The sequence below is a fragment of the Proteus sp. fly-1013 genome (assembly GCF_040140245.1).
GTDB lineage: Bacteria > Pseudomonadota > Gammaproteobacteria > Enterobacterales > Enterobacteriaceae > Proteus > Proteus mirabilis_B.
The window spans coordinates 436,693-452,083 of record NZ_JBEEWD010000002.1 but is presented as its reverse complement, the minus strand read 5'-3'; the positions used below and the strand labels follow the sequence as shown (position 1 = coordinate 452,083).

The window sequence follows — 15,391 nt, the reverse complement described above, 5'->3', positions numbered from 1 at the left end:
TAAATTTAATAATCAATAAATTTGAATATTATTGCTGTAACTTGATTAAAATAGATGAATAAACGCCCAGATCTCACGCTATATGCAGACTCGATCTGGGCGTTTTATTTTAAGCAACTTGATGGCTTATTTTTGAGTTGCTGGCGTTAACTTAAAGACCTTTTCATTTTCACCTAACCATTGGCGAGCTACTTGGTTTATATCGTTAACACTTAATGTTTTTATAATGGCAGGATCAGTGAGTAAACGCTGATACTGTTGGTCATCCGTTGCAACTTGAGCAAGAGCCTCTGTCCAATAACTTGCACTATCATTTACCTGTGAATTTTCAGTTAGCCAGATATTTTTAGCCTCTTGTAACTCTTTATCTGTAATGCCTGATTGCTTAACTTCATTCACGACTTTGCGAGCGAGAGTGATTAATTCATCTGCACGTTCAGGTGATGCTGTAAAGTTTAAACGACCAGTATAGTAGCTTGTAGGCACTTTCGTTAACATTTCAGAGAAACCAAGTGAATAAATACCGCCTGCTCTTTCACGTAGGTTGAGTCTTAAACGTTGGCTGATCACCGTATCCAGTAAATTTAGCGCTAATACTTGTTGCTGTGACCATTGAGCAGGTGCCGCATATTGAATGCTAATCATGCTCTTATCACTACTTGCAATAGGATATGTTTTGCTAAATGAAGTGAGTTTAGGATTAATGGCGGGATCTGCCCAAAATAAGCGTTGCTCTGAACGTGTTGGCAGACTCGCAATCCAGCGTTCAACCAGAGGTTTAACTTGATTTAGATTGACAGGACCACTGATAACTAATGTCATATCAGCAGGTTGACCTAAGATCATTTGGTTTGTTTGCTGTAATTGTTGAGCAGTAAACTGTTTCCAAGCACCTTGTGGAGAAACCACTAAGCGATCACCATTTTGATAGCTTTCTTTATTGATATTATCCAAGAAAGTACGTTCAACAGGTGTTTTTGAAATACCTAATGCCATGGCTTGCTTTTGTTGCTCTAATTTCTCACCGTTAAACTGTGGCGACGTAATTTTTAGATGCATCAGTGTTAGCAAGGTTTCTAATTCATCAATTGGCGCTTCACCACGAAAACCATGAAATAACAGTTCGCTATAAGGGTGCAAACTGATCTGGTGTTGCTTGGTAAATAACGCTAATTCACGCGCATTATAATTACCATATCCGCTTACTTCCGGTAATTTTAATGCCCATTGCACCATGCCTAAGCTTTGGTTTGTTTCAAGTGAAGAGCCACCCGGAATACGCAGTGAAACTTGAATATTATCTTTGAGATAACTGTCATTTTTCACAATCACTTTTACATTATTGCTCAGTGTCCATTCTTGCGTTTTTTCAATCGGAAGTGATTGCGTTGAAACGACTGAACCTGTGAGCTCAGGTTTAATATCGAGTACAACGGCTTGCGTTTCTAGGGTAAATGCACCCGGATTTGATTGTCTAATTTCTTGCCAACGTTGCGCAGCTTTAGTTGCATTAAACACATTAGCATCATTATCAGGGCCAATCACAGCAACTCGTGGTGATGATTGTTTTAGATATTGAGCAAAATAAGCTGACAATGTTTCAGGAGTCACTTTATTGATTAATTGATAGCTTAAATTTAGCGCCTGTTTTTTCGTTTGAATTGGCATATCCAATTCAATAGCTGTTGTGATTTGATTGGCTAAATAATCGTGCTCGTAACGCTCTTCACCAGCTGCTTGTTGGCTTAGACGTTTTAGCATCGCGTTGCGAGCATTATCTAACTCTTCTTGAGTTACTGGAACGGAAGCGAGGCGTTGAACTTCTGTAAATAAGATATCTAATGCACCTTGGTAATCATTACCTTTAGGGTGCGCAATCATCAATTGTTGTGAACGGCGAGAGTCTAACATTGCACCTTGAGCATTGGCGCTAATAGAAGCCATTAATCCATTATCAACGATAGTGGAGAAACGTTGATTTAAAATAGATAGCCATAATGAATCCATTAAATCTTCATATTGGCCTTGGCGACTATTTAAAGGGGCTGGCAAAGTACGTTGCAAGGTGAACTGTAAAATACGCGAACCTTGCTCTTTGTCGAAAATCGTTTTGACCAGTAGATCTTTATGATCGATAAAGTTGTGCCAAGATGGATCATCAATCCCTTTATTCTCGCTATTTTTAGCATTAAACAATTGCTTTATATCAGCAATAGCATCGCCCTGATTAAAGTTACCGACCAGTACTAATGCCATTCTTTCTGGTTGATACCAAGTATCGTAATAACGCTTTGCATCTTTCACATCGCCATGTTTAACAATTTCTAAATCGCCAATAGGATCACGATCCAGATAACGGCTACCGTAATAACGCAATTCTTCTAACTGGCGATTAATACGAAAACCAATGCCTTGACGTAATCGCCATTCTTCAACAATAACTGGACGCTCTTTATCAAACTCAATCGGGTCAAATGTCATTTCAAAAGCCCAGTCTGATAAGATTTTTAACCCTGTTTTAATTTGGATCGGATTTGCATTCGGTAATGACAGTTTATACGTTGTCGCATTTAAACTTGTCGCGGCATTAACGTGACTACCTAATTTCATGCCTAGGCTTTCAAGCTGTTTAAAGCCCGTTGTACCCGGAAAATGGGTTGTACCTTTAAATGCCATATGTTCAGTAAAGTGTGAAAAACCGAGCTGTTTTTCATCTTCTTGAACCGAGCCACTTTTTACTAGGAGGCGCATTTCAACACCGGTTTGTGGGCGTTGTAGTAAGTAGACGTCTAAACCATTATCTAGCGTAAAATGGCGAACATCAGGGCGCAGTAATAGCGTATTCTTGTCATTTTGATTAGGGGTGCTTGCTGCACACCCTAAAAGTGAAAGACTGACTGAAACAATCAGTAATTTACGATACATATTCGGTAGCTCCAGCAGGTTGAGAGGAGGACACGGTAGGGGCTTTAAGTGAAATCACATTATCTGCAATCACATGTGTAAAGCGCTGGTGGCTGACTAAGGCAATACCTGCGGTTGGCAGATGTTGTTTTAGTAACCGCAACATGTTTAATGCATTTTGTTCATCAAGTGCAGAAGTGGTTTCATCTAATAAAATAAGTTCAGGTTTATTGAGTAATAAACGAGCAAAAATAAGGCGTTGTTGTTCACCACCGGATAGGCGTGTTGTCCAATCAGTTTCTAGTGAAAGTTGATTTTTTATTTTGTCTAAGCCCACTAAATGAAGCACTTCTTCGTACTCTTTGGCGGAGAACTGATTAGGCTGACAAGGATAAGCGAGCAAACTGTCTAAACGTGCAAAAGGCAGATACATACGTTGTGGGACCCAACATACATTTGGCGAGCGTTGAATATCCCCTTTGAAATAAGGCCAATGTCCACTTAATGCTCTAAGCAGTGTTGATTTGCCTAAACCAGAGCAACCTTCAATAACAGTTAACTCACCCGCTTTTACCGAGAAGTTAATGTCTTGGATTAACAAGCTATCATCTTGCATAAATAGGGAAAGATTGGCTTTTAATTTAGTCTGTTTATCATTTAAATCAGCGACTTCCGGTTCATGATCGTGTTCTAACAGCACCACAAAATTATAAAGACGTGTCACTGTTGCTTGCCATGCGGCAATCTCTTTATACGAGAAAATAAACCAACTCAATGCACCTGCAACACTAGAGAATGCTTGTCTCAACTGCATTAATCCCCCTAGCATTAATTCACCAGCAAGGAATTTAGGTAAGGCGAAAATAATTGGCGCCATTGCAGTAGCTTGTTGATAGCCCACCGTAAAGAATGCGAGATTTCTTTCGTAGCGAATAAGGTTATTCCAGTTATGAATAACCCCTAGAAAACGGCTCATTAATTCGTTGCGATCACTGATTTCGCCACGTTGACCTGCAATCGCATCGCCATGTTGTTTTCGGGTGATGAGCGCAGTACGGTAATCAGCTTCTTTGCGCTGTTTATCCATATTAATTTTACGCAATGGTGAACCAATTAATTGCGTAATGGTGATCCCGATAATGGTATAGATAATACAAGCCCAGAACATATAGCCAGGAATTGTCCACTCGCTACCTCCTAATGTGAAAGAGATAGCGCCAGACAGTGACCAAAGAATGGTAGCAAAAGAGATAAGCGTGAGTAACGAGTGCAAAAATGTCACGGTTAAACGCATTGTTGATTCAATCAGTAAACGAATATCTTCTGCAATACGCTGATCCGGGTTATCAGGCTCTTGAGAAGTTAGTCTTAACATGTAGTGCTTACTGTTTTTTGATAACCAGCGATCAAGCACTTGTTCAGTCATACCTTCTCGCCAGCGAATAACCATTTTTTGGCGTAAGAAATCGCCCATTACCACAACAGTAATTAATCCCGCAATGATAATGACAAATTGTTGAAGAAGCTTGTAGAGCGCTTGCCCATCAAGTTGTTGTAATGCGTTATAAAAACCACCATTCCATTCATTCATTTTGACGTTAAACCAGACGGATGACAGGGTTAAGGTCAAAGAGACAATCAATAGAAACCAGCAGTAAAGGGCGGCACGCCGCCCCCAAAAAGGTGAAACTAAATAGAAAAATTGTTTTATTGTTTTCATTGCTTATTGGTCATATTTTTATTGTGTATCGACTTGGTTGCTCACATTAACTTCGTCAATTTATTAATAGTCGTAGCTGACTTGTAACCAGAACTGACGACCTGGTTCATACGATTTGTAATCTTTATCTTGATAAGTGAAGTAGTCAGTTACATTTTTAGTGTTAAGGACGTTATTCACTTCAACAGAGATACCTACGCCATAAGCAAATTCAGGTTTCCAACCCAATTTGGTATCCCAAGAAAAACGACTGCTGTAATTACGTTTTTTGTATTCGAATAATGGGCCATATTCACTTGGTCTTGGGGAGCCATTATTGGCTTTCTCCGCTTGTGAACGAGCGCCATTCCATTGAAGACGGTTATACCAAGTCAAATCCAAATCATCCCAAACACTGGTAAGTTCAGCGGTAACTTTTAATGGTGAGTTAAAATTGCCAGAAGGTAAGTCTTTGGCATTGATGATTTTTCCGTCATACCATACTTTGTCGTAGTTCATCCCTTGTGCACTAGGATCGAAGTTGGCATAACCAGAGTCTTTAGGCGTATTTGTTTTACTTTTTTGCCAGCTAATAGAGGCATTAAAAACATGATCGGCGTGTGCTAGTTCCCAAGGCTGACTGTTTTTCACAGAAAGCGTTAAGGTATCGTGAGTACTGCGTCCATTATTATTAAAATGGCGAATTCTTATTTTATCTTTGTCATTTGGATATTTGGTATCACTACGAACTTCATCACGACCTTCACGATGAACGTATTGTAAACGCCAAGTGGTTGATGCAATTTCTTGTTGCAAGCCTAGTGTCAGCTCATCGTTATAAGGTGTTTTTAGTGAATCAACACCTTCAAAGTCGGTACGGTTTTCCCAATCATTTGGATTATCGTTATCACAAGAGTAGTAGCAATGCTGTAAGCCTGCGTTCTGTGCGCCATAAAGTGCATAAGTCAGCATTGAACGGCCATAATAACGGTTTATACCACCAATAATTAAGGTATTACCTGTACCCCAAATATCATAGGTACCACTTAAACGTGGAGAGATATTATTTTTTTGAACAAAATCATCTCTATCTAAACGAATACCTGGACGCAGAGTTAAGCGCTTATATTGGAGATTATCGTCAACATAAATTGCGTAGTTGGTATATGAAGCATCATGTGTACCCGCTAAGAAACGGGTTGTTTGTTGTAATGAACCCATCCACTGATCATCCCATGTGGAGCCAGTATAGGTATGGTTGTAATAGGTTTTATCTCGAACATAAGAGCCTTTAGTACGGCTAACTTCAAAACCTGTTGTTGGCTGATGGCTAACCGAGCCCCATTCAATTGGGTTAAATCGCATGATACTTTTGGCATTGTAGGTTTCTTGTTTGCTCTTCAAATCGCCTTGACCACCACTGCTTATCTGCTGTGGGTTTTGCCAATCGGTATAGTCTTTTATGGTGACAAAGTAGTCTTGATCATTAGAACGCTTGTCTTCAAGGTTTTGATAACCTGCAGTTAATTCTAATGAACCAAGATCAAGCTGATGTTTATAGAGTGCAGTAAAACTTAAACCATTATGCTCATTATCATAGCCTGAGTTATAGACTGAACCTGAGAATAAATAGCTTTTGTATCGTGCGATATTTGTTGATAAATCAAAGGTTTGTTTTTCTGAAATATCCCATGAATATTTAATAAAATAGTTATCGGAAGTACGGGTCTGGTCGCGATAATGTGGAGTTTGTTCAACTTGTTCTAACTGGCCATCTGGCGTAAGGATAATTCCACCCTCTGCACTAATCATCATCGGAATGGTTGATTCACGACGTGATGCAGAGAAAATTAGCCCCGTATTGTCAGTTAGACTCGTTTCAAACCAACCACCAAAGTTTTGTTTATCATATTTTTTCTGGAAACGAGCAGGGTTACTAAAATCATTATTAGCTGTATCAAAATTCAGCTTTGGATCAGTAAAAATATTGTTCCAGCTTGAGCGTGTTGTGCGGTAATAGGCATTGGCATGAGTTTCGCCTGACCAGCGACGGCTTTGTACTTCGACAGTCCCGCCAGTAAAACCACCAAACTCAACAGGAATGTTGTTATCGTAAACCGCGACGCTATCAATTAAGCGACTATCAAGATACATACCTTGCTCATCACTACTAATACGAGTGTTGGTTTCTCCATTACCTGAGTTTGCTGGGTCAAAGTCATTATTAAAGCTGACACCATCAAGCTTATAAGAGTTTTGATAACTGCTAGAGCCATGAATAGAAATACGTGAAGGTTTAATTTCACCCTGATTCATTGATGTGCTGTCATTATTGGAAAATTGAACAGCAGGGTTACTTTTCAGTAAGTCAGTTACGTTTCCATCACCGGTATTACGCTGTTTTATCTCTTCTGCGGTGATGTATTGTGGTGCGGAAACGACATCGGTAGCTGGGTGATAAGTACTACCAACACCTGTGACTTTAACTTCAGGAATAACAATCGCGTTAGTTGTTGCAAGGGGACGAATAACAAATCCACTACCTTGTGGAATAATTTCTAACCCGCTACCAATTAAGACTTTTTGTAATGCAGTTTGAGTTTCAAATTGACCTGAAAGTGCTGGAGCACGCAGGTTTTTGACCGAACTTGCATCAAATAAAATTTGTACTTGCCCTTGTTTTGCAATGGCACTTAATGAATCAGCCAAAGACTGTTCTGGTAAAGCCACCGAAACTGTAGATGCATAAGCACAAGGTGCGGCAATAGTCGTACTTATTAGCAATGCTAGTAGAGACCTCTTAAGGGTCCCTTTTTTGTTATTCATTTTCATTTCACCAATCCCATTCACTAACTTAATAATTGTTGTTACTAGGGAAGAGGGTGAAATGAGAATTATCCTCACCTGTAAAAAAGAATATTTTTCATATTTCTTTTTACTTGTTGATAATTAACGCATTATTTTTATCGGTAAAAACGACATTAACTGGCAATATAAGTGGAATTGCGGTAATAAAGTCTTTGGCATTATTTATATTAGCGATCCCCGAGACTTTCATTTTGGCAATTTCGGGTGAGGAAATTTGAATATTGATATCAAGATAAGGTTTGAGTTTGGCTATCACTTCATTCAATGGACGCTCAAAAAAATGCAGTTGACCAAAACGCCAACTTCCCACGGAATCAATGTTGACCGAAGAGATAACAAAACTGTCATTTGCTAATGTGCTGGTGGCTTGAGAGCCTGCATACAAATAGGCTGGGGAAGATTTTGGTGCTGCTTTTACTTCAACAATCCCTTCATGGACAGCAACGTTAACTTGGTGGTTATCATAGCGACTAACTTCAAATTCAGTGCCGACAACTTTAATTAATCGAGTATCCGCATGAACATAAAAAGGGCGATAAGGATTTGATTTAACTTTGAAATAGGCTTGTCCTTTATCTAGCCATAGCCGTCTTTCTTCTTGCACATAAGCCACTCTTACCTGTGTGTTTCTGTCTAAATAGACTTTAGAGCCATCAGCTAAGGTCATTTCTTTTGGTAAGTCGCTGGTTGCAAGCGTCATATTATCCATCAGTAATGCAGGTAAATGACTATAAGGAAGATATAAAACAGTGAGCAAACAAAGAGTAGCAGAGGTGTGGATCATTGGACGCCAAGGAGAGCGTTTTTTCTTTTCAACTGTGGCTATCGTTGGTCGTGGTAATGCATCGCATTGACGCCAGATCCCCGCAATATCTTGATACGCTTGCCGGTTTACATCATTTTCTATCCATATTTTAAATGCTTGGCGTTGTTTGGGAGTCATCCTTTGGCTGTGTTGTCGGGTGAACCAAAGGGCTGCTTGCTCATCAGTCGATTCATTGAGTAATTCATCATTAGTCTCCAAAAAATGGGAGTCTAGATCCTCATCTGTGTGAGGTTTCGTTTCCGGTATGTTTTTCTCCGGCTTACTCATCATTCGTGCATTTCTCCTGTCCTGCATCGACATATCTTTTGCAATGTAATAGGGCAGCAGCAATATGTTTTTCCACCATGCTGATTGAGATTTCCATTTGCTCTGCAATTTCGCTTTGTGATAGTCCATCAAAACGATAAAGAACAAATGCTTCTCGACGGCGTGGAGGTAATGTTTCAATTGCTTCGCTAAGTAGATCTAAACGCTGTTGATGCTCAAGGACATATCCCGGATCAAGCTCCGTGGTATAGCTTTGAGCGGCGTCATCTAGTTCACAATCATCCTGATAGATATCTTTTTGCTTTTGATTTTTTCTCCAATGGTCAATCAAAACGTGGTTCGCTATTTTAAACAGAAAAGCACGCTGTTCTTGTACAGGTGTTTGTTCTTTTCTGTTTAGCCATAGTGTAAACACATCTTGAGACAAATCATCTGCGTCATGGTAATTACCCGTACGTTTGTGGAAAAAACGCACAAGTTGTCCATAGGTTGATTGATAGGCACAACTAATTTTTTGTGCCAATGATTTATCGCTAGCCATAATCTCTGGTGTCTAAAAAAGAGTGAAATAATAAGCTCTTACTGCTTCTCATGCGAACAAGTTATGATAATTATCAAGCTAATTTTTTATTGTATTATTAATAATAAGCAATATCATTTGTGTTTATATTATGCCTATAATTCACAAGAAAGAAAATCAGAGGCAAGAATTATGAGTAGTATGTCGGCGACTTTTTCACGCCGTGGTTCATTTTCTATTGGTGGATTAACCGCCAGTATTTTATTTCATGCAACGTTAGTTGTTGTTGCTATTGGCTGGATAACATCTAAAGATGAACGCCATGGCGTTTTACCACCCGCGATGACAATGGATCTCGGAATCTATCAATTAGCACAGGCAGAAACAAAAGAAGTTCCTGTTGGGCCTGAGAAAGTGATGTCTGTTCCTGAGCCAGCAGAGACAGAACCTGAACCTATCAAAGAAGTGTTAGATTTGCCTAAAATGCCAGTAGTAGCACAAGGCACTTATGAGCGCATTCCAGAAAAACCGAAAGTAAAGCCCGTGGTTAAACCCAAACCGGTTGCGGTAAAAGTCCCTGATGATCTTCCTGTCTCAGAAGCGCCATCAGATGTAACAAGCGCACCTGTTTCTGGCTCTAATACAAGCAGTAGTGCTCAATTTAATAGTTTATCTTCCTCTTCTGTAAGTGGGCAAATGGGATGGGAAAGCTTGGTTCATAGCCATATTAATGCCTATAAACGCTATCCTCGAACAGCATTGCGCTTTAAAGCAACGGGCGTGACACAAGTTTCTATTGTGTTAAATGCAAAAGGTGAGTTATTAGATGCGAAAGTGGAAACATCATCAGGTAATCGCCTTCTTGATAAAGAGGCTTTAAATACAATTAAACGCGCTTCGCCATTTCCTGCACCTGAGAGCTACCGTTTAGTTAATGGGAATATTTCATTTACAGCGCCTTTAAGTTTTGATTATAGGCAAGAGAGTTAAGTTACTATTTATAATTATTTACTACATAATGAACTAACTATTAAAAATAAATAATTTAAAGAAACAGAAACTAAAAAACCACCGTAAGGTGGTTTTTTAGTTTTAATCTTTGTGTTCGTCGGCATCGCGATTTTTCAGCGTCGCGGGGAAGATTGCCGCCTCTTTTATCCCCACCAACGAAATAAGATTATCATGTTAAAAATATAACAGCAATATAATTATTCAATAGAGTTTTTGTATGATAATATCTCATTATCAACCTCATCAATATATAATGCATTGCTTTCATTGGTATACATATACATTTCTTTTAATATCAATAAGTCATTTTTTAAAGAGTATAACTCTGATTCTAAATTTTTATTTGTTTTTCTTAGTTCTTCAATTTCTGTATATAATTTATTTTTTGATATTGATGATAGTAGTCCTTTATCTAATAATTTTTTATCTCTACGACAAAGTGAGGCTCGATAGTCCTCATTTCTATAATATTGATTGTATCCTTTTAATTTAAATAAAGGAGGAAGTATTCGCGTTACACAAACAGTCTGGATCATATCACATAAAGCATAAGTTTCTTTTTTAGCAAGATCACCAATGTTTTTTATTGATTCATCTGATAATTTAAAAATAGAGGTATTAACGGCTAAGTCATGAGGCTTTTTTGATGTGAGTGGAATGACTTTAACTCCTCTGTCATCAGCTTTTACTACAATTGCAGGTCTTCTTTTATGCATTTCACCCTGCTGAATATTATCAGGGTAGCGTTTATTTGTTTTTATATCTGCATCCAAAGTGACACATGAGAAGATATGCCCAAACTCAACAATAATAATTTTACCAAGATATAATATTGATTTGGCACTTTTATAATTTTTATTTTTTAATGTTTGAGATAAATAAATATCATCTGAAACATTTTTTGGAGATAGCCAAATATTTATAATAAGATTATTTCTAGATAGAGTTTGAATTTTTGAGTTTTTTATTTCCCATCGGTGCTCTTCTCTACCTATAAATGATTTTGTGATAAAAATAGGATAGAGATTTTCTTTATCAATATTATCTCTAAATAAAGGAGTAATGATTTCATTTATATCATTTAGAATAACATGACCTAATAATACTTTAGTGCGATAATTATAAAATTCAAAATAATTAATTCTTATCATAATATAATCCGTTAAGTAATGGTGAAGCATATCTGTGTTTTCTGGATTATTTTAAATTAATGTGATTTTATTTTTCTATTTTAAACTTTAAATATATTTATTAAACTTCAAATTATTTAGCTATATAACGATAAAAAAAGCAGAGAATAATCTCTGCTTTTTTAGTATCGAATATCGTAAATAAACTCGATTATTTACTCATACGTTTGTACTTCATGCGACGAGGCTGAATCGCATCGTTACCTAATGTACGTTTTTTGTATTCTTCATATTCGGTAAAGTTACCTTCGAAGAATTCCACTTTACCCTCATCTTGGTAATCGATGATATGTGTGGCAATACGGTCAAGGAACCAACGGTCATGGGAAATGACCATTGCACAACCTGGGAACTCTAACAGGGCATTTTCTAATGCACGTAAAGTTTCAACGTCGAGGTCGTTGGTTGGTTCATCGAGCAGTAACATGTTGCCGCCAACTTGCAGCAGTTTAGCAAGGTGTAAACGGCCACGTTCACCACCAGACAGTTCGCCAACACGTTTACCTTGGTCAACGCCTTTAAAGTTAAAGCGACCAACATAGGCACGGCTTGGAATTTCAAAGTTACCAATACGCATAATGTCTTGGCCACCTGAAACTTCTTCCCAAACCGTTTTACTGTCGTCCATACTATCGCGGAACTGATCAACCGATGCCAGTTTAACAGTATCACCAAGTGTTAAGGTGCCTGAATCAGGTTGTTCTTGACCTGAGATCATACGAAAGAGTGTTGATTTACCCGCACCGTTAGGACCGATAATACCGACAATCGCTCCTTTAGGAATAGAGAAGCTTAAATCATCAATCAGAACGCGATCACCATAAGATTTTGTTAGATTATTAATTTCTAACACTTTATCCCCTAAACGTGGTCCAGGTGGAATAAAGAGTTCACTGGTTTCGTTACGTTTTTGATAATCAACGTTATTAAGTTCTTCAAAGCGAGCAAGACGAGCCTTACCTTTTGCTTGACGACCTTTAGGATTTTGGCGGATCCACTCAAGTTCTTTCTGAATAGATTTATGGCGAGCAGCTTCGGTTGCGGCTTCTTGCTCAAGACGTGCGTCTTTTTGCTCTAACCATGAAGAGTAGTTACCTTCCCATGGAATACCTTCACCACGGTCAAGTTCTAAGATCCAACCAGCTACGTTATCAAGGAAGTAACGGTCGTGCGTGATCGCCACAACAGTACCTTCATAATCGTGTAAGAAGCGTTCTAACCAAGCGACAGACTCTGCGTCTAAGTGGTTAGTTGGTTCATCTAATAACAGCATATCTGGTTTCTCTAAAAGAAGACGACAGATAGCAACACGACGGCGTTCACCCCCTGAAAGTTTCTCAATCTTAGCGTCCCATTCAGGTAAACGCAGCGCTTCTGCTGCACGCTCTAATTGGTTTTCAAGGTTATGACCATCATGAGATTGAATAATCGCTTCTAACTGACCTTGTTCTTTTGCTAATTTATCGAAATCAGCATCAGGATCGGCATAAGCCGCATAAACTTCATCAAGGCGGTTTAATGCGTTTTTCAGTTCGCTGACGGCTTCTTCAACGGCTTCACGTACGGTATGCTCAGGGTTTAATTTGGGTTCTTGTGGTAAGTAACCAATTTTAATACCTGGTTGTGGACGTGCTTCACCTTCGATATCAGTATCAATACCAGCCATAATGCGTAGTAATGTTGATTTACCGGCACCATTAAGACCAAGCACACCAATTTTCGCGCCGGGGAAGAAGCTGAGTGAAATGTTTTTAAGGATATGTCGCTTAGGTGGGACAATTTTCCCGACACGCAACATACTATAAACGTATTGAGCCACTATAATTACCCTTTGATTATAAAAGAGATTTTATCTGAGGTGCCACTTTTTGCGCTAAAAACAAATTTTTTGTGATTAAGCCGCGTGTTTATGGCACCAAAATGAACAATAGCAAAGTCAATGTCAGTATTTGCCAAAGACCCGAAAATGATGAAAGTCGCCAGTATACCCGATTTATAAAAGAAAACCTTAGTCAAAAGAGAGGTTTTTATCTACCTTTCGTACTTCCTCTGAAAGTAATGAAAATTTCTCTTAAAGAGGGGAACTTACATTGTTAATGATTATCATATTAGCTAATGTATTCAGTCTTTGGTGGTTCTATTTGAAGTGGGAGAAATTACGTGGTGAAGCAAACATGGTCATTAGCAGTAGCAATAGGCGCATTGTGTTTTTCTACATGGGCACAAGCGGATTCATTAAGTGAACAACGTGTTCGTTATCAAGAAATTAAAGCTGCATGGGATCTTAAAAAAACAGATGAAGTAGAAAAATTACTCCCAACATTGCAAAGTTACCCACTTTATCCCTATTTAGAATACCGTCAAATTACGGACAATCTAGATGTGATTGCACCTGCTGTGGTCACTGAATTTGTTGCTAAATATCCTACATTACCGCCAGCGAAAGCACTTCCTTCGCTATTTGTGAATGAATTGGCAAAACGCCAAGAGTGGCAGAATTTACTGACTTTTAGCCCAAATCCTCCTAACCCTAAAGCGGCAAGATGTAATTATTATTATGCAAAATGGGCAACAGGCGATGTTCAAACCGCATGGGTAGGCGCTAAAGAAGCATGGCTAAATGGCACCTCAATGCCATCAAGTTGCGATGCTCTTTTTGATGAATGGCAAAAGGCGAATCAATTAACTCCAGAATTAGTGTTAGAGCGAATTAACTTAGCGATTAAAAATGGGAATACGGGGCTGGCTGCTTATTTGGCTCGTCGCCTTCCTCAGAATTATCAAACCATTAGCGATGCCTTAGTTGAATTACAAGACTATCCAAACTTAGTGGGGCGTTATGCAACCGCGCTTTCACCAACGGATTTTACTCGCTCAATCATACAATCTGCATTTTCTCGTTGGGCAAGAAAAGACGCAGATGCTGCTCGAGCACAGATTGATAATATCGCACATGCCCAAAAAATGACGGCGAGTGAACGCCAGTTAATGCGTGATACTGTGGCGTGGCAATATATGCCTTATGCGACACCAGAGCAGGTAAAATGGCGTGATAGCGTTATTCAAGATACGGCATCAGATACATTGCGTGAGCGTCGAGTACGCCTAGCATTAAGCCAAAACCAACCAGCTGAATTGGCATTGTGGTTAGAAAGACTCTCACCTGAAAGTAAAAATAAGGAAGAGTGGCGTTATTGGCGCGCAATGGTGTTGCAATCACAAGGTAAAAACAGTGAAGCACAAGCTATTTTAGAAGCGCTGACACAAAATCGTGGTTTTTACCCAATGGTTGCAGCGACTAAATTAGGTAAGCCTTATGTGATGGTGATAGATAAAGCACCAAGTGTTTCATCAAGTATCCCTAATCAGCCAGAAATACAGCGCGTTCGTGAATTAATGTATTGGCAGATGGATAACTTAGCGCGATCAGAGTGGGCAAACTATGTTGCTTCACAGCCAGCGCAAATGCAGTCTGAATTAGCGCGTTATGCGTATGAGCAGAAATGGGCTGATTTAGCGGTACAAGCCACGATCACAGGGAAAATGTGGGATCATCTAGAAGAGCGTTTCCCTCTTGCTTGGAAAAATGAATTTGAGCAATACACGAAAGATAAATCGATAGACCGCAATTATGCGATGGCAATTGCTCGTCAAGAAAGTGCGTGGAACCCTCAAGCTCGCTCTTCAGCAGGTGCAACCGGTTTAATGCAGGTAATGCCAAAAACAGCAGAATTTACGGTAAAACAAGCAGGTATTACAGGATATGTAAGTAGTGCTCAGTTAACAAATCCTGTGAAGAATATTGAGATTGGTACGGCTTATCTTGATTCTGTCTATCAACGATTTAACCAAAACCGTATTCTAGCAAGCGCTGCGTATAATGCGGGACCTGCACGTGTTGATCGTTGGTTATCTGATGCAAATGGTCAATTAGATGCGATAGCGTTTGTTGAAAGTATTCCTTTTGCTGAAACGCGAGGTTATGTCAAAAATGTACTCTCTTTTGCTGTTTTCTATAGCTACTTTGCGGGTGAACAGCAGCCAGTATTGACTGAAAATGAGTGGAATAGTCGTTATTAAGAGAGAATAACGCGGATTTATCGTCG

9 protein-coding genes are annotated in these 15,391 nt (G+C 39.0%); 2 read left to right on the top strand and 7 right to left on the bottom strand.

The window, feature by feature from the left end; translation table 11 throughout:
- Nucleotides 1-126 precede the first annotated feature (126 nt).
- The 5 genes from ABN236_RS05850 to ABN236_RS05830 form a co-directional block, all read right to left on the bottom strand.
- Nucleotides 127-2,925, bottom strand: coding sequence for a M16 family metallopeptidase (locus ABN236_RS05850; RefSeq protein ID WP_349473569.1), 2,799 nt, complete (start codon nt 2,923-2,925; stop codon nt 127-129).
- A complete protein-coding gene (locus tag ABN236_RS05845) occupies nt 2,915-4,624 on the bottom strand; it encodes an ABC transporter ATP-binding protein/permease (protein WP_349473568.1) in 1,710 nt (569 codons plus the stop codon). The genes ABN236_RS05850 and ABN236_RS05845 overlap by 11 nt, the downstream gene beginning before the upstream one ends.
- A 63-nt stretch (nt 4,625-4,687) precedes the next feature.
- On the bottom strand, nt 4,688-7,435 hold the full coding sequence (locus ABN236_RS05840) for a secretin and TonB N-terminal domain-containing protein (RefSeq protein WP_349473567.1): 2,748 nt from the start codon (nt 7,433-7,435) through the stop codon (nt 4,688-4,690).
- Nucleotides 7,436-7,538: 103 nt separating this feature from the next.
- Nucleotides 7,539-8,567: a FecR family protein gene (locus tag ABN236_RS05835; protein ID WP_227718950.1), complete on the bottom strand. Its 1,029-nt coding sequence runs from the start codon at nt 8,565-8,567 to the stop codon at nt 7,539-7,541.
- Nucleotides 8,557-9,105 (bottom strand): RNA polymerase sigma factor, encoded by a 549-nt coding sequence (locus tag ABN236_RS05830; RefSeq protein ID WP_099074135.1) that lies wholly within the window; start codon nt 9,103-9,105, stop codon nt 8,557-8,559. The genes ABN236_RS05835 and ABN236_RS05830 overlap by 11 nt, the downstream gene beginning before the upstream one ends.
- Before the next feature lie 171 nt (nt 9,106-9,276).
- On the opposite strand from ABN236_RS05830, the gene ABN236_RS05825 reads away from it, so the two are divergent.
- Nucleotides 9,277-10,074 carry an energy transducer TonB gene (locus tag ABN236_RS05825; RefSeq protein ID WP_349473566.1) on the top strand — a complete coding sequence of 266 codons (798 nt, stop codon included), beginning with the start codon at nt 9,277-9,279 and terminating at the stop codon, nt 10,072-10,074.
- Nucleotides 10,075-10,292: 218 nt separating this feature from the next.
- Here the strand turns inward: ABN236_RS05825 and ABN236_RS05820 are convergent, their stop codons facing one another.
- Both ABN236_RS05820 and ettA read right to left on the bottom strand, forming a co-directional pair.
- A complete protein-coding gene (locus ABN236_RS05820; protein WP_349473565.1) occupies nt 10,293-11,246 on the bottom strand; it encodes a hypothetical protein in 954 nt (317 codons plus the stop codon).
- A 190-nt stretch (nt 11,247-11,436) separates the two neighbouring features.
- Nucleotides 11,437-13,104, bottom strand: coding sequence for an energy-dependent translational throttle protein EttA (ettA, locus tag ABN236_RS05815; protein ID WP_036911774.1), 1,668 nt, complete (start codon nt 13,102-13,104; stop codon nt 11,437-11,439).
- 341 nt (nt 13,105-13,445) lie between these two features.
- On the opposite strand from ettA, the gene sltY reads away from it, so the two are divergent.
- Nucleotides 13,446-15,365 carry a murein transglycosylase gene (sltY, locus tag ABN236_RS05810; protein ID WP_088493771.1) on the top strand — a complete coding sequence of 640 codons (1,920 nt, stop codon included), beginning with the start codon at nt 13,446-13,448 and terminating at the stop codon, nt 15,363-15,365.
- The last annotated feature ends 26 nt before the right edge of the window (nt 15,366-15,391 follow it).